General features: G+C 26.5%; 10 protein-coding genes. 3 read left to right on the top strand and 7 right to left on the bottom strand.

Annotated elements, in window-relative coordinates; translation table 11 throughout:
* From A6P36_RS08180 to A6P36_RS00990, 3 genes are all read left to right on the top strand, one after another.
* The coding region (locus tag A6P36_RS08180) for a hypothetical protein (protein WP_197487208.1) at positions 1 to 832 on the top strand (832 nt) is incomplete at its 5' end.
* Positions 833 to 1,049: 217 nt separating this feature from the next.
* On the top strand, positions 1,050 to 1,556 hold the full coding sequence (locus tag A6P36_RS00995; RefSeq protein WP_066760345.1) for a hypothetical protein: 507 nt from the start codon (positions 1,050 to 1,052) through the stop codon (positions 1,554 to 1,556).
* Between the two features lie 137 nt (positions 1,557 to 1,693).
* On the top strand, positions 1,694 to 2,215 hold the full coding sequence (locus tag A6P36_RS00990) for a hypothetical protein (RefSeq protein WP_066760344.1): 522 nt from the start codon (positions 1,694 to 1,696) through the stop codon (positions 2,213 to 2,215).
* 27 nt (positions 2,216 to 2,242) lie between these two features.
* Here A6P36_RS00990 and A6P36_RS00985 read toward each other — a convergent pair whose 3' ends face one another.
* From A6P36_RS00985 to A6P36_RS00955, 7 genes are all read right to left on the bottom strand, one after another.
* Entirely contained in the window at positions 2,243 to 6,529 is a 4,287-nt protein-coding gene (locus tag A6P36_RS00985) for a DUF4214 domain-containing protein (RefSeq protein WP_066760343.1), read from the bottom strand.
* 148 nt (positions 6,530 to 6,677) lie between these two features.
* On the bottom strand, positions 6,678 to 8,108 hold the full coding sequence (locus tag A6P36_RS00980) for an ABC transporter substrate-binding protein (RefSeq protein WP_066760342.1): 1,431 nt from the start codon (positions 8,106 to 8,108) through the stop codon (positions 6,678 to 6,680).
* A gap of 55 nt (positions 8,109 to 8,163) precedes the next feature.
* On the bottom strand, positions 8,164 to 10,146 hold the full coding sequence (ligA, locus tag A6P36_RS00975) for an NAD-dependent DNA ligase LigA (protein ID WP_066760341.1): 1,983 nt from the start codon (positions 10,144 to 10,146) through the stop codon (positions 8,164 to 8,166).
* A gap of 17 nt (positions 10,147 to 10,163) precedes the next feature.
* Positions 10,164 to 12,359 carry an ATP-dependent helicase gene (locus A6P36_RS00970; protein ID WP_066760340.1) on the bottom strand — a complete coding sequence of 732 codons (2,196 nt, stop codon included), beginning with the start codon at positions 12,357 to 12,359 and terminating at the stop codon, positions 10,164 to 10,166.
* Positions 12,360 to 12,370: 11 nt separating this feature from the next.
* Positions 12,371 to 13,087, bottom strand: coding sequence for a pseudouridine synthase (locus tag A6P36_RS00965; RefSeq protein ID WP_066760339.1), 717 nt, complete (start codon positions 13,085 to 13,087; stop codon positions 12,371 to 12,373).
* 86 nt (positions 13,088 to 13,173) lie between these two features.
* Entirely contained in the window at positions 13,174 to 13,833 is a 660-nt protein-coding gene (locus tag A6P36_RS00960) for a lytic transglycosylase domain-containing protein (RefSeq protein ID WP_066760338.1), read from the bottom strand.
* A 72-nt stretch (positions 13,834 to 13,905) separates the two neighbouring features.
* Positions 13,906 to 15,939 carry a triple tyrosine motif-containing protein gene (locus A6P36_RS00955; RefSeq protein ID WP_242861602.1) on the bottom strand — a complete coding sequence of 678 codons (2,034 nt, stop codon included), beginning with the start codon at positions 15,937 to 15,939 and terminating at the stop codon, positions 13,906 to 13,908.
* Between the last annotated feature and the right edge of the window lie 66 nt (positions 15,940 to 16,005).

Here is a 16,005-nt window from a genome sequence, read left to right as displayed (position 1 = left end):
AAAACCTACTACTACACCAACTCAATTAAGTTCAAATGTAAAATACACAAAAGACGGTACTCCATATGTTACTGAAGGTGGCGAAAACTTTATTTATCTTAAAGGTCCCAATGGAACAACAAAACTAAATATGGATTTTGATAAAGATGGAAATCCTATATATTACACAAAAAATGCTTCAGGTACAATAACATACTTACAAAAAGTGGGTCACGATGATGGTGACATAGGAGATTTTAGACCTACACTAAATAACAAACCAGTCGTATCAGTAGGTACACAAACTGATCCAGATATAACTGGAGGAAAAACCAACACATTAACATCTAAGAAACCTACTACTCCAAATCAATCTAGTAGTAACGATGGTAAATATAATGCTACTTTAGTTGAACTAGACGATGATGGAAATATTATTAAACCAAATAATTCTGGTTCACCAACATTAAAGCCAACTCAACAACTTGATCCAGACGGAGATGGAGGAAATCAAAACACATTGACATCTAAAAAACCTATTATTACTACAAATCAACCTGACGATGGAGATGGTCAACTAAATAATGCCGGTGCAACAACAGTGCAAACAGGTACTGGTTCTGGAAATAAAAAATTAACTAAAAAGGAAAAAATAGCTCTTGGAGTAGTAGGAGGTGTTGCCGGTTTAGGAACTATACTAGGTTTGTCAATCGGTCTTACTTCTAACGGTAATAGTAATGATAATAAAAAAGATGACGGTACTCCACCAAAACTAGTTCCAGTTCCTAGTGCACCTAAATACTCTATAAGCGTAGTAAATTCTCCAGAAGGAAATTTATTTACAGATAATTAATTATTAACAAGACACTAAGTTCTCTCTTAGTGTCTTTTCTTTTTAATTTTNNCCAAATTTATTGGTGTCTTTTCTTTTTAAATTTCAAAAAATATTTTTCAAAATTTTTATATCATCACAGTAAAGTTTCCTATTTCTCATTCGACATATATAACATAATCAATAATTAATTTAAATTTAAAATGGATATGTGTTTATCACAGGGAGGTATTTATTTATGAGTAATGTTAAAAAGAATAATAAAAAAGATGTTGCTAAAAAAGCTGTAGCTCTTACTGCTGCTCTTGGTGTTGTTGCTGGTATCGGTGCTGGTGTAATGGGTGGTGAAGAAGCTTTCGCTAGAGGAAGAGGTCCTTCAACTTCTACATCAACTTCATCTTCTGCTACTACTGAATCTAATGAAACTACTACTACTAAGAGACCTTCTTCTAATGCTACTACTAGTGGTTCTTCTTCTTCAAGAACTTCTTCTAGAAGTGCAGGTAACAGAAGAGTTTCTGGTAAAATAGCTGAAACTAATAATGAATCTCAAAAGCAAACAGAAACTAGTGGAAGAAGAAGTTCTTCTACTTCTAGTCAGAAAAAAGAAACTAACCGTAAGAGCCTCTCTTCTGTTGAAGATAAAAAGAGAAATTCTAAAGCTTCTAAAAACAAAGAAAATGCTTCAAGAACTTCTGGTTCTGAAAAACAAAACAAAGTTGTTGTTAGCGTTTCTACTAAATAAATTGTTTAAAAGACACCAAATTTATTGGTGTCTTTTAATTCTATCTATATCAAGATTTATACATAATCGGACGATAAATATACAAACGCGTAATTAATAATGGATTAACGATAATTTACAAGGAGGTATTTATTTAGATGAAAAATAATTCTTCAAATAATAAAAAAGATGTTGCTAAAAAAGCTATAGCTATAGGTGCTGCTCTAAGTGTTGTTGCTGGTATCGGTGCTACATCCATAGATAACGGTCAAGAGGTTCAAGCTAAAGGAACAACCTCAACATCTTCAAGCAAATCAAGTTCTTCAAACGAAGCTAATACTAAAAGACCTTCATCAAACGCCACAAAATCTTCAACACAAAAAAGTGCTAAAAGTTCATCTGGAAGGCTTACTAGTGGTAGAGAAAATACTTCAGGTGAAAGAAGAAAGAGTCAAGCAAAAGTTATGAATTCTCAAACTTCTGACGAAAATACAGAAGAAAACACAAATGAAAATGATTCACAAAATTCAGAAAGTAAAAGACCAGAAAAAAGCTATAGAAGCATTGATGATAAAAAACGAGCTTCTAAAGCAAAAGTTCAAAAAAATATTGAAGATGGTTTGAATTCTAATTCTAATTCAAATTCTAATAGAATTGTAATCCAAGTTTCTACAAAATAAAAAAGCACTAAAATTTTTAGTGCTTTTTTAATATTTAAGATTCATTCCTAAAATTAATTTTTCAAACTCTTTCTCATTTATCATTCTATCAACTATATATTTCTTTGCAACAAATACATCTCCGTTTGAATTTTTAAGAGCATCATTATTATAAAAATCAATCCAAAACTTTAATCCCTCATCATCTGGATCTCTATCTACAATTATAGAATATAAAACAGATATAAACTTTTCTGTATTATATTTCATTTCTGAAAACTCTTTCTCTGCAAACAATAAATTTATTAAAAAATCTCTCGCTGAAATATCTTTAGTTTTAAGTCTATTTAACCAATATTGGTAACCACCTTCATCAGGATCTCTTAAAAATGCTCTCTGATAAACGTTATATAAAAATTTTTGAACGTCTTCTTCTGGTTCTAATTTTATATTTTCTATATTAAATATTAATTCTTTTCCTCCTTCAACTACAATTCTTATTTCTATATTTTCATATTGTTTTCCAGGAACTAAACCTCTAACACTTATACCTTCATCCACAAATTCAATTGACAATCCTTCAATATCACAAATTATATCCATTTCCTCAGTTAAACCAACATCACCTAAATCTGGCAAGCTAAATGTAAGCCTATCTCCTATACCATTAAAATCCTCAACAGTTATAGGAACATCAAAAATTACATCTTCTTCAACACTTTCTTCTTCTTTAATTTTTCCTACTTCTAGTTGCGTTTTTCCTGTACCAGCTTTAAATTTATCCGAAACAATTTCTACTGCAAATTCGTATTTTTTATTTTCACTAATAAAATAGTCCAAATTTAAGCTATTATTTTCTTCAAATTTAGAATCTATTGTATGAATTTTTGTATATCCAGAAATATTTTTACCATCAATTTTTTCATTTAATGCTGTATCTTCGATAATTTCTCTTAGATATATATTAATTTTATCATTTGCTGAAAAATTAATTGGATGTGGATATGCCCACTTAAGTTCATAGCTCTTTCTTTTAACATTATCTTCTTCTATCTCAGTTTCATTAACAACTGCCCTTATAATCCTATATTCTACTTCAAATTCTATAAACAACGTATCATTAAAAAAGCCATGAGGATTAAATGAAACTAGAAAATCATAATCATTAAATAAATCTGGTAATTTAAATTCAAAATCTAATAATTCTGGACCATATCCAGAAAATATTGGTTTACTAAAATAATTTAATTTGTCAGGTGTTTTATAAAATACATCTCCGTATAATTCTATATTATCAAAAACTTCTTGATTATTTTTAGTTTCAGTTTTTATCCTTAATTTTTCTCCAATCATAGAATCAATTCTACAATTCTCCAAAACTAATGCACTTGTAACAAATTGTGCCTTAGCATCTGGAATATCGTTAGGTCTATTTATAAATTTTACAAGCACATCATAAACCATTTTAGGTTTCAAAGCAATAAAATTAAATGAAGTTATATCTTGTAAATTTTGATCTTCTTCATGAAATATTTTAAAAACAGGTGAATCTCCAAATGTTTTTTCTTGACTTTCCTTCAAATATACTTCCAACGAATCACCATTTAAAAATTTATATTCTTCTGGATAGACTATATCAAGTTTTGCAGAATACTCATTAATATTACTAATCGAACATGATGTTGTTCCAGATGTTGTTGTAAAGTCAACAGTGTTTTCAAACTTTACACCACTTATCGTATAAACAAGTTTTGCTGTATACTCCATGTTCATGTGTTGCACTATTGCTTCTCCAGAAAGCAAACCATTTATCTCTGCTCCAGTTTTTATAAATGAATTCCCTGGTGGATATCCTCCAACAATTTTTCTCTTAACATATATTTCAACTTTATCTTTTTCATTAAAATTTGTTATATTTTCACTTATTGTCCATTCAAATACTGCACTATTTGTTCTTATCGTTTTAGTTGTAAATGTTTTTATTTTAAATTCTTTAGTTTTTGCTTCAACTTTAACTTCTTTTGTATGGATACTTTGTGCTGAATCAGTTCTACCTGACGATTTTCTTAATACTTGTTCATTTGAAAGAGTTTGAGTATCTTCAGAATTTTCTAACTCTTCTTCCTCTTCCGTTGAAAGAGATGGAGGATCTTGAGAAATTGGTGGTGATCCAGGCACTTCCTCTTGTTCTTCTTCCTGTTCATCCTTATGTCCTACAGGATTTCCTCCATATTCTGGTAAAAAAATTGGTCCTCCATGCTCTGGCAACGTAACTGCTCCACTATCCACAATATCATCACTTTCAATTTTATTATTTGTCTTCAAAACAACCTTGAATTCATAATCCTTATTAGGTATTAAATAATCAACTGTTACTGAAGTCATAGATTTTAAATTTACCTTTTTCGCAGTTTGTGATTCTCCTGATTCATTTTTTGATTGCTCTGTTTCAGCTCCCTGTTCTCCTGATGAAGGTTGTTGAGATTCACTTATATCATCTTCAGCATCTTTTGAATGAATATATTGAGCATATAAAACTTCTGATTTTTCAGACGAAGATTTTTCTTCCTTCTTGTATATCTCTAAAATATCTCCGTCTTCAAATTTAAAATTGTCTGGGTAAACTAACTTTAATGTAACTTCATTAGCTTTTTTATCTTCAACTTCAACTTTAAATTCTTTATTTTCAGTAGGTGTTTCATCACTCACAACATTTAAAGGAACATTTCTATTGAATGTTTTTATATTTTCTTTACTGTAATTGATATATAAGTCTTTGAAATTTACATACTCTTTTCCTCCAACGTTGTAGACAAGTTTTATGTCGTATTCTCCTTTAAGCTCATTGTTTATATCAATGTCAAAAGAAAATGTATTATTCAATTCAGTATCTCTATAAAAATAAGGCTTATTAGGATAATTAGATGAACTCTTTTCTTTAATATAAATAGCTAAATTATCGCCTTCCAAAAATTCAAATTTTGGTTTTGATAATTCCCAACTTAAATTAACTTTTAAATTATTTTGTTTATCTACAGTACTTGAAACATCAAATTTCTTTATACCAAAATTTAATGTTTTAAATTTATCTTCTTTAATTTTTATTGCTGTACCATCTTTATAAGATATCTCATATGCAATTTTATAATCATTATCAAGTTTTAAATTATTAAATTCAATCTTGTAATATGGATTGAATTCTATAGAACTTACTTTTTGAGAAAATATTTTTTGAGGAGAAATAGAATCATTTGCCTCATCAATCAAGTATATATTTAAAATTTCATCATCTTTAAATTTGAACTTATTATCAAATCCAAATTTTATTTTTACATTTCTTAAATCAGATACTGAAACATTTGAATTTAATTTATAAAAATCATTAACTTGTTCAATATCTCTTTCAATCTGTTTACCACATAAATTATAAACAATTTTTATTTCATATTTAGGTGATACCTTTTCCATCTCTATAATTGTAGAATATACATCTTCATCTGCTATTTTAAAATTTGGTACAGCTGAATAATTTAATTCTCCAAATTCTTTTGCGTATATTTTTATAGAATCTTTTTCCAAAAATTTTAAATTCTTATTAGAAATACTCCAATCTAATTTTATCTTTCTATCTGAAACCATTCTTGATTTAAATTCTGAAATTTCAAAGTTTTTAGTTTTAATTTTCTTCTTAGAGACAATATTCACATTAGTGTTCATTTTAATTACGCAATAAATATCATAAGTACTACTTGGTTTTAAATTAATTTCTTTAAACTCAACTCTATTTTTATAATTATTTAATTCAGAAGAATCTTTTTTCAATTTAAATTCATAACCTTCATTCTTACTTTCACTATCTTTAGTATAAATACCAATCTCATCTATAAATATAAGATTTTTTCTATCATAACTAACATTTACTTGACACGAATTCATCGTAATATTTTGAACACTAAATCTATTATCTAGATATTTAAAATTTGATTTATATATAGCTCTTTTTCTGGTTGTATTATCTATCAATTTAACTTGAAAAACATATTCATTATTGTTTTTTAATTTTTCATAAATAAAAAATCTTTCATTTACTGGAGATACACTAATTTCTTTATTTAAATTTAAATCTATCAAATTAATTTCTTCTATCTTATATTTTTCAAGATTAAATTTATCTATAAAAAGTTCACTAGAACTTTCATCTTCAATTATGTATAAGGGTACATCTAATTCTTTAGAGATAGCTTTTTCAAATTTTGAAAATGTGAACAAATTTATAAAAATTATTGCATAAAAAATACAACAAATACCTACTATCTTTCTTAATAAAACTTTCATGCTAAGCTTACCTCCAATAAAATCATTAATTAAATAATCAAACTTTATATTAGTTTAATTTTTTTTTAATAATTTATTCACACATGGACGTAAAAAACAAAAACAACTTCTATCTAAAAATAAAAGATAAAAGTTGTTTTTAAAATCTTTAACTAATATTATTAATAATAATAGTTCCATTTCCATCTATATAATTTTTATTCAACTCAATACTAGATAATATTAAATTTGGTTTATCAAAACTTAATACATCATCACTATTTTCTTCTACAAAATGAGATATTAATATATCATAATCACTCTCTTTAAGTTCATTTTCTATGTACTCATCTTCCAAAGCAACAATATTTGTTGATATATTAAATTCTTGTTCCAAAAATTCTTTAAAACTTCTAGCTAACTCTATGTAATTATCATCAGAATGAGTTACAATTTTCAATACCTTATTTTCTTCAAAATTATATCCTTTCAATTTATTTAAAATATAATTTTTATCAAAAACATATTCTTGTAAAATTTCACTATTAAGTCCATTTATGTACCTAACATCTTTTGTATCTATTATAAAATTTATAAAATTTCCCTTTACTAACTTTTGTTCTTCATCTTCATCATCCAAACTCAAAGATACTTCAGCAATCTTTTCTTCATATTTAAACTCATCTAAATTTAATATCAAATTGGAAGAATCATTATGAACATAATACAAATCCCTAGAATCAAAATAATTATCCACAACATTGTACGGTATATCCAACACAATATTAAGCTTTCCACTTCTATAAGATTCTATAGCAAATTCTCTAGTAGGAAACACTTCTAAAATTATCTCCTTTGTATTTGCAAAAGAATAAACTTTTTGATCAACTGTTTTATAATTGTTCAAATAATAATACTTATTAGGTTTCAAAGTTATTTTTAAATTTTCATCCTCACCTTTGGAAACATTATCTATCATATAAGCTCCTGAATAGCTTATATATTCATAAAAATCTTTGTAATTATATAGATATTTAAAATTATTTCTTAAAGAAAACTTGTCCTTAGTTAGATTCTTAAGAAAGTTATCGTCTTTTTCCTTAAGCTCAACGCTAAGACAATTTTTTTTGTCAACCTTAATACCGACTTCATCAAATGTAATGTTTCCATTATAAAATTCTTCTATCCCAACTACATACTTCAAATCATCATAATAAAACTTTTCTTCATCTTTACTAATTATCTCTTCAAAAAACTTTAAAAAATCCTTAGCAGTTATTAAATCTCCATTACTAAAATACGCATCATTTCGAATATAAAATTTATACAATAATCCATCTTCAGAAACTGTATATCTTTCAGCTATTCCAGAAACAATTTCTCCAGTTGAATAAAGATTAACAAGTCCTTCAAACAAATTTCCTACAATAATATTGTTCACATAAGATTCATCAGATAAATAAAGAAGGTTATCAGGTAAATCTACAATTCCAATAGAAATTTTATTAATTAAATTTGCAGTTTCCTTTTCTTGAAATACATTAAACATCAAATTAAAAACGAAAAATATAACTAAAGAAATAACCTTAATTATCCTCATATACTCACCTTCTAAAATTTAAAAATATATAAAGATAATTCCATATTTTTGAATTTTATATTCCTATTTTTTCACAAATTTCATTAAAATCATCTTCAGATAAAATTTTAATATTTAATGAAACTGCCTTTTCATATTTGCTTCCAGCATTTTCTCCACAAATTAAATAATCTGTTTTTTTACTAACAGACTCTGAAGTTTTAGCTCCCAATTTTTCAAATAAATCTTTTATCTCTTTTCTTGAAAAATTTTTCATTGTACCTGTTACAACTACTGTCTTACCTAAAAATTCATTTTCTATAAACTCAATTTCCTCATAATCATCAAATTTTATTCCAAAATTTATCAGCCTTTGTATTTCATTTATTACCTTGTCATTATTAAAAAACTTCAAAATATCCTCGACAATAATATCTCCAATACCATGAATTTCATTTAATTCCTCTTCAGTTAAAGTCATTATTTTATCTAACGTTTTATATTTCTTCACAATGTCTTTAGATGTTTTAAGTCCCACATTTCTTATACCAAGAGAATAAATAAAATTAGAAAGATTACAATTTTTACTTTGTTCTATAGAATTGAGAATATTATTAGCTTTCTTTTCCTTAAATTTATCAAGCTTTATTAAATCTTCAAATTTAATTTCATATAAATCTGAAATTCTTTTAACATCTAATTCTTCATAAAACTGAGTTGCAATTTTATCACTAAATCCTTCTATATTCATAGCATCTCTAGAAGCAAAATGAACAATTGATTTTACAATTTGAGGTTTACAAGAAATTGTATTTGTACAATAAATATGAACACCATCTTGACTCAACTCAGAATTACATGAAGGACAATTTTTAGGAATATTTATATCAATTAATTCTTCATCTTCACTTATTCCTCTAATTATTTCTGGAATTACATCATTTGACCTTCTTACTAAAACATCCCCATTAATTTTAACATTCTTTCTCTTAATATCATCTACATTATTAAGAGTCGCTCTTTTTATGGTTATTCCACCTATATCAATTGGCTCTAAAATTGCAGTAGGAGAAACTCTTCCACTTCTACCAACATTCCATTCTACATCAATTAATTTTGTAATTCCTTCAACTGCTTCAAACTTATAAGCTATTGAAAATTTTGGATGTTTTACTGTATAACCTAAAATACCTCTAAGTTCAAATTCATTTATAGCTATAACAACACCGTCTATATCATAATTTAATCCATCTCGTATAGACTCAATTCTGTTAATTTCCTGTTTAACTTCATCAATTGTTTTACATAATTTAAACTCTGCACACTTGAATTTATTTTCTTTTAAAAATTCTAACATTTCTAAATATGTACCAAATTTATTTTTTTCAAAATATCCAATATCAAATAAAAAACTACTTAAATTTCTTTTCTTAGTTTCGTAAACATCCAAATTTCTAAGAGCTCCTGAAGCTCCATTTCTCAAATTTTTTAAAGGAACTTCAGAAATTTTATTATATTTTTCAAATTCTTCTTTAGTCATAATAATTTCTCCACGAATTTCAAGTGAAGAATTATCAGCTATATCTAATGGTATACTTCTAATTGTTTTAACTTGCTCTGTTACATTTTCTCCAATTTCTCCATTTCCTCGTGTAGTAGCTTTTATAAATTTACCATTTTCATAAGTTAGATTTATACTTGCCCCATCAAATTTTTGCATCACAATATATGTAGGAATTTTTAAATTATTTTCTCTTGCAATTTCCAAATTTTTATTATGCCATGATTCAAATTCTTCAAAAGAAGTAACTTTATCAAGACTCCACATTTTAGATTTATGAACAGATTTTTCAAACTTATCTAAAACAACATCTCCAACTCTTTGCGTTGGTGAATTATGCAAAATATAATTTGTTTCCTTTTCAAGAGATTTCAATTCATCATAAAGCTTGTCATATTTTTTATCATCAATTATCGGATCATCCAAAACAAAATATGAATAAGAACATTCATTTAAATATTTTACGAGTTCTTCAATACGATTTATTTTCTCATCCATACAACTACACTCCTTAATTAAATAAACTCAATTGGAGCTTTATCAAGTAATAATTTTTTTACTCCATTGTTATCAAAAGCAACATACAACTTTACATCATCAACATTATCTTCAATTTTAACAATCATACCATTACCAAAAGTTTTATGTTTTATCTTTCTTCCAATTTTAATTTCATCTTTGGAAATATTATTTTTAATTTTACTAGGTTCATTAAATTTTTGATCGTAAGAAAATTTTCCAAATTTAGTTAAAGATTCATTTTTCTGTACAATTTTTTCATCACCATCAAAATTAATATCAACAATTAAATCTCTAGGAATCTCAGTTAAAAATTTAGACTTAGTCCTAAAATTAGTCTCTCCATATACCATCCTCAAATTTGCATATGTAAAATAAAGTATATCTTTAGCACGAGTAATACCAACATAACAAAGTCTTCTTGATTCTTCCATTTCATCTACTTCATCAAAACATTTATTACTAGGAAAAATTCCATTTTCCATTCCTACCATAAATACAACTGGAAATTCAAGTCCTTTAGATGAATGAAGTGTCATTAACGTAACAGAAGAAGATGCTTCATCATACTTATCAACTTCAGAAATTAAAGTTATATTTTCTAAAAATTCATCAATAGATGCTCCATAATTTAAATCTTCAAAGTTTACTGCTGCGTTTATAAATTCTTCAATATTTTCAAGTCTTGTTTGAGCTTCTGAATCTTTAGAATTTTTAAGAAAATCTATATATCCAACCTTTTTTAAGACAAGTTTAATAAACTCAGATGTTTTAAGCTCTTTTTCTTCTCTCAATTCAAAAATAATATTTACAAATTCTTTAATTGTATTTGAGGTTCTTGTAGAAATAGTAGAAATTTCTCCACAAGCAACCATAGAATCAAAAAGAGTAATTCCATTTTGTTCTGCATACTCAAAAAGTTTATCAATTGTAGCATCTCCAATTCCTCTTTTAGGTTCATTAACAATTCTTCTTAAACTCACTTCATCATTTGGATTTACAACAGTTTTAATGTAAGCAATAATATCCTTAATTTCTTTTCTTTCATAGAATCGTACAACTCCAATAAGTTTGTAAGGTATTTGATGCTTAACAAATATTTCCTCAAAAATTCTTGACTGGGAATTTGTCCTATATAAAATTCCAAAATCTTTGTATTCATATCCCTTAGATTTCATAATTCTCAAAATTTCATTTACTACAAACAAAGCTTCTTCTTCAGCACTACCCGCTTTAAATAATTTTAATTTTTCTCCATCTGAATTTATAGGTCTTAAAACCTTATCTTTTCGCCTTAAATTATTTAAAATAACTTTGTTTGCTGCATTTAAAATATTTGCCTTTGATCTATAATTTTTCTCAAGTTTAATGATTTTTGTATCTTTATAATCTTTTTCAAAATCCAAAATATTATTTATATCAGCACCTCTCCACTGATAAATACATTGGTCATCATCACCAACAACACAAATATTTTTATATTTTAAAGCTAACAACTTAACCAAATAATATTGAGAATAATTTGTATCTTGGTACTCATCAACCATAATATATTTAAATTTAGATTGATAAAAAGCCAAAACATCTGGAAACTTTTCAAAAAGTTCAATGGTTTTAAAAATCAAATTATCAAAATCTAAAGAATTATTTTCATGTAATTTATTTTCATATAATTCATAAATCTTAGCAAATATTTTTTCCCGATAACCTGCCTCTTGTGAAATAGCTTCACTAGGTTTTATAAACTTATTTTTATAATTAGAAATTTTTCTAATTACTTCACTGACTTCGAAATTATCCGTATTAATTTTCAAAATTTCCATACATTGTTTTACAAGAGTTTTCTGGTCATAAAAATCATAAATTGTAAATGATTTTGTATATCCAAGTTTTTCAATTTCTCTTCTCAAAATTCTTACACACAAAGAATGAAAAGTTGAAATCCACATATTCTCAGCAACCTGTCCAATAAGAGAACGTACTCTTTCTTTCATTTCCTTTGCTGCTTTGTTTGTAAATGTTATTGCTAAAATTTGATAACTATTTATTTCTAAATCTTTTATCATGTGAGCAATTCTATATGTAATAGTACGAGTTTTCCCAGAACCAGCCCCAGCTAAAATAAGCAAAGGTCCATCAATAGTTGTAACAGCTTCATATTGTTCTTCATTTAAAAAATCCTTCAAATTCATAAATTTCTCCCTTAAACCAATTTTAAAATATTTACTTCTTCATCAGTTAGATGTCTATACTCTCCTTCATTTAGATTTTCATCAAGTTCAATACCACAAAATTCAATCCTTTTTAAATATAAAACATTTGAATTAATCGCTTCAAACATTCTTTTAATTTGATGAAATTTACCCTCAGTTAAAACAACTTCACACTCCGAACCAGTTGGTGTTGAATTTAAAATCTTAAGTTCAACTGGTTTACATTTATAGCCATCTTCGAGAATAACTCCTTTACTAAATATTTCAATATGAGAAGAATTTAAACACGTATCTACTCTAACAAAATATTTTTTCTCCACATGACGTTTTGGGGATAAAACCCTGTGACACATATTTCCATCATTTGAAATTATTAAAAGTCCAACAGTATCTTTATCAAGTCTCCCAACTGGATAAGGCTCCAAAATTTTATCTTCATCATCTATAAGTTCAAGTACAGTTCTTTCAAATTTATCATGAGTTGCCGAAACAAATCCTGCCGGTTTATTTAACATTAAATACACAAACTCTTTATACAAAACTTTTTCCCCAAGCACACAAACCTCATCTTTTAAAATATCAACATGAACCGCTGGTCTATTTATAATTTCTCCATTAACCGTAACTTTTTTCTGCCTTATAATTTTTTGAACTTCTCTTCGACTACCATATCCTGAATTAACAAGTAAATTATCTAATCTTTTCATAAAATTTTCTTCCCTTTCTTTTCATAAGAAACATTTTACTACACATAAAAAAAATTAAAAAGTAGTTTGAATACTACAAACTACTTTTAAAATCCATTCTCATAATAATGAAAAACTTTAGTAACATGAATTCTTGTTTCTTTTGGAAGCATAGAAACATCTTCTAAAGATTCAAACCCACTTTTATCTAAAGAATTTCCTCCACAATTATAAGCAGCAACAGCTTTGACTATATCTCCTTCATAACGCTCTATCATTCCTTTAAGATGTTTTGTTCCTGCATCAATATTTTGATAAATATCGTAAGGATCTTCAACATTAAATTTTTTTATAGTGTTAGGCATAATTTGCATAAGCCCTATAGCTCCAGCAGAAGACACACAATTTGGATTAAAGTTTGATTCTTGTTTTATCAAAGATTTTATTAATTTTTCATCAACTCCATATTTTGTAGCAGATATATTTATAGCATCTTCTATTTGATTTTTATTTTTCATTTCACAATCTAAATTACAATCTTCATTTATTATTTCAACATCTTCTAAGTTACAACTTTCATTACCAGTTATATTTACCCTATAACTTTTCCTTGATAAAAATTTATTATGTAAATCATAATTTAAAGTCTCTAAAAAAATTTGTTTATCAATGCTAGATACTAAAGAGCTACATGGTTTACAAACAAATCCTAATTGTGATACTAAAATTCCGACGACACAAATTTCTGCAACACCTTTTAAATTCATATATTAAAAAATTCCTCCTAAAATACTTTTTATTATATTTAGTATTTTAGAAAAAATTTATACATATAAAAATTAAGTTACCTTAAATTCGTATATTCCATAGTCTTCATAGCTACAAACTTTATATTCACTTTTTGTTAAAACTAATAATTTATAATCTCCAGCTTTAAATGGTATAAAACTGTAAGTATTTTTTCTACTATATGTCTGAACACGTCTCCATTGCCCTTGTTCCATCAAGTAAAATTCATATCCAATATCTCTTCCACCCTTAGTACTAACAACAAAAAATATTGAATTATTAACAACTAAATCTTCTTCTTTAGCTTCACAAATAATTTTTGTGTCCATAACTGGTAAAGAATCTTGAACATATATTTTAGCTTCCTTTTTTGTGTCATACTCGTACTCTGAATCTTTATTTCTAGCCATGACACTTAAAGTATACTTTCCTTTAACAGTAGGAACATATTGAAAAACTATATTATTTTCAAAATTTGTTTCTTCTATAATTTGATCATCTACAGACAATACATACTTAACTAAAATATTCTTTGTATTTTGTGCAACAATGTTAAATACAATAGGTTCTCCAACCACATAACATTCTTGCGATTTATATAAAATATAATCAATCTTAGCTGGATAATAATCCCAAACTTTAAAATGAAGTATAGTAGATGCATCAAATTCTTGAACTGAAAATGTATCTCTAACTTTTATTTCAAGTTCGTAATAACCAGACTCTTGAGGCATAAAAGTTAAAAAGTTTTTATCACTGTAATCAATAACCCCAATTTCCTTGTTTTCCTTTGTTATCACAAAACTATATTGAAGTTTTAATCCACCTTCTGCTTTAACTATAATTCCAATTGGCTTATTTTTAACATGCTTCTCATAAGAATCTATTTGAACATCTAAAATCTTTACAACTTGAGAAACATACGGTAAAACTTCAAAACTCATTTCAGAATAAACATCATATCCCTGTGGTTTACTTTCATCTTTCACATAAACCACAGCCGTATAATTTCCAGAAACCTTAGGAATCCATTGATAAAAATTTTCTCTTAAATATCCACTTTCTTCTATAAAAGGTTCATCATCAACACTTGGACCATTTATAGTGTACTTAAACATTAAATTTTTTCCACCTTCAACCTGGACATTAAAAATTACAGGATGTCCAGTATAATGAGGCGAACTCAAATCTGCAGAAAAATCTATTATTTTAATTTCATTATAAGGTTTAACCTCATATATAATAACAGCTCTATCATCATAATTGTTTATAGAATATAAATCTTTTACTAATACTAAAAGCTTGAAACTTCCTGAATTATTTTCAATAAATGAAACTATACTCTTTGTTGAATAATCCTGAACTACATTAACATTTCCCTTTTCATCAATTACCAAAAATTTATACAATACTGTTTTAGATTCTTCATTATTAACTTCACATTCAAATATTAATTCTTCTCCTGAAATAAGATCTTTACTTAAACTTTTAAGCGAAGTAATCTCTATCTTAACAGCTTCATAAACATAAAACTTTACTGTTGAAAAATCATCAAAATTATTTTCAGAATCCTGTTTCTTACATTGAACAAGAATCTCCTTTTCTCCAATTTCATTTAGAGTTAAAACAAGTTTTTCATCTGATGTATAATCTTTTAAAAGCTCCCATCCATATTGTCCATTTATCCAAAATTTATATAAACTAGGTGAATAAATTGAATCAACTGTCAAACATAATTTATCTCCAACTGTATAACATTCTTTATCCAAACTTATAGACTTTATTATCTTTTCATCTTCAAAATTTTTCCCAATTGTATAATTTATTCTTGTTATGTAATCAAAAGCTTTTTTACTTGAAATCTTCTTAGCTTGTACCATAACTATGTAATTTCCATATTCTTCAGGTACCCAAGTAACTTCTTTTTTTGTAGAAAAATCTTGTATAGTATACCATACCCCATTTATTCCAACACAAAATCTGTATATCATATCCTCTTCTATGTCCGAAACACTTATATCTATTGGAATATCTTTATCTTGTGGAGATGCTAAACTAAAACTCACATCTAATTCGTTCACCATTTATCCCCCTTACAACTCATAAACCTCAAATTAACTCTTTAATAAAATAAAATTCTAACTTAAACT

This window comes from Candidatus Arthromitus sp. SFB-turkey (assembly GCF_001655775.1).
Classification (GTDB): Bacteria; Bacillota; Clostridia; order Clostridiales; family Clostridiaceae; genus Dwaynesavagella; species Dwaynesavagella gallinarum.
Note: the sequence above shows the minus strand (reverse complement) of the source record. Positions and strands in the feature narration are given on the sequence as shown.

What these genes read in the sequence shown, in the direction of transcription:
- A6P36_RS00995 (WP_066760345.1), top strand. Translation starts at nt 1,050, where the DNA reads ATGAGTAATGTTAAAAAGAATAATAAAAAAGATGTTGCTAAAAAAGCT.
- A6P36_RS00990 (WP_066760344.1), top strand. Translation starts at nt 1,694, where the DNA reads ATGAAAAATAATTCTTCAAATAATAAAAAAGATGTTGCTAAAAAAGCT.
- A6P36_RS00985 (WP_066760343.1), bottom strand. Translation starts at nt 6,529, where the DNA reads ATGAAAGTTTTATTAAGAAAGATAGTAGGTATTTGTTGTATTTTTTAT.
- A6P36_RS00980 (WP_066760342.1), bottom strand. Translation starts at nt 8,108, where the DNA reads ATGAGGATAATTAAGGTTATTTCTTTAGTTATATTTTTCGTTTTTAAT.
- ligA (WP_066760341.1), bottom strand. Translation starts at nt 10,146, where the DNA reads ATGGATGAGAAAATAAATCGTATTGAAGAACTCGTAAAATATTTAAAT.
- A6P36_RS00970 (WP_066760340.1), bottom strand. Translation starts at nt 12,359, where the DNA reads ATGAATTTGAAGGATTTTTTAAATGAAGAACAATATGAAGCTGTTACA.
- A6P36_RS00965 (WP_066760339.1), bottom strand. Translation starts at nt 13,087, where the DNA reads ATGAAAAGATTAGATAATTTACTTGTTAATTCAGGATATGGTAGTCGA.
- A6P36_RS00960 (WP_066760338.1), bottom strand. Translation starts at nt 13,833, where the DNA reads ATGAATTTAAAAGGTGTTGCAGAAATTTGTGTCGTCGGAATTTTAGTA.
- A6P36_RS00955 (WP_242861602.1), bottom strand. Translation starts at nt 15,939, where the DNA reads ATGGTGAACGAATTAGATGTGAGTTTTAGTTTAGCATCTCCACAAGAT.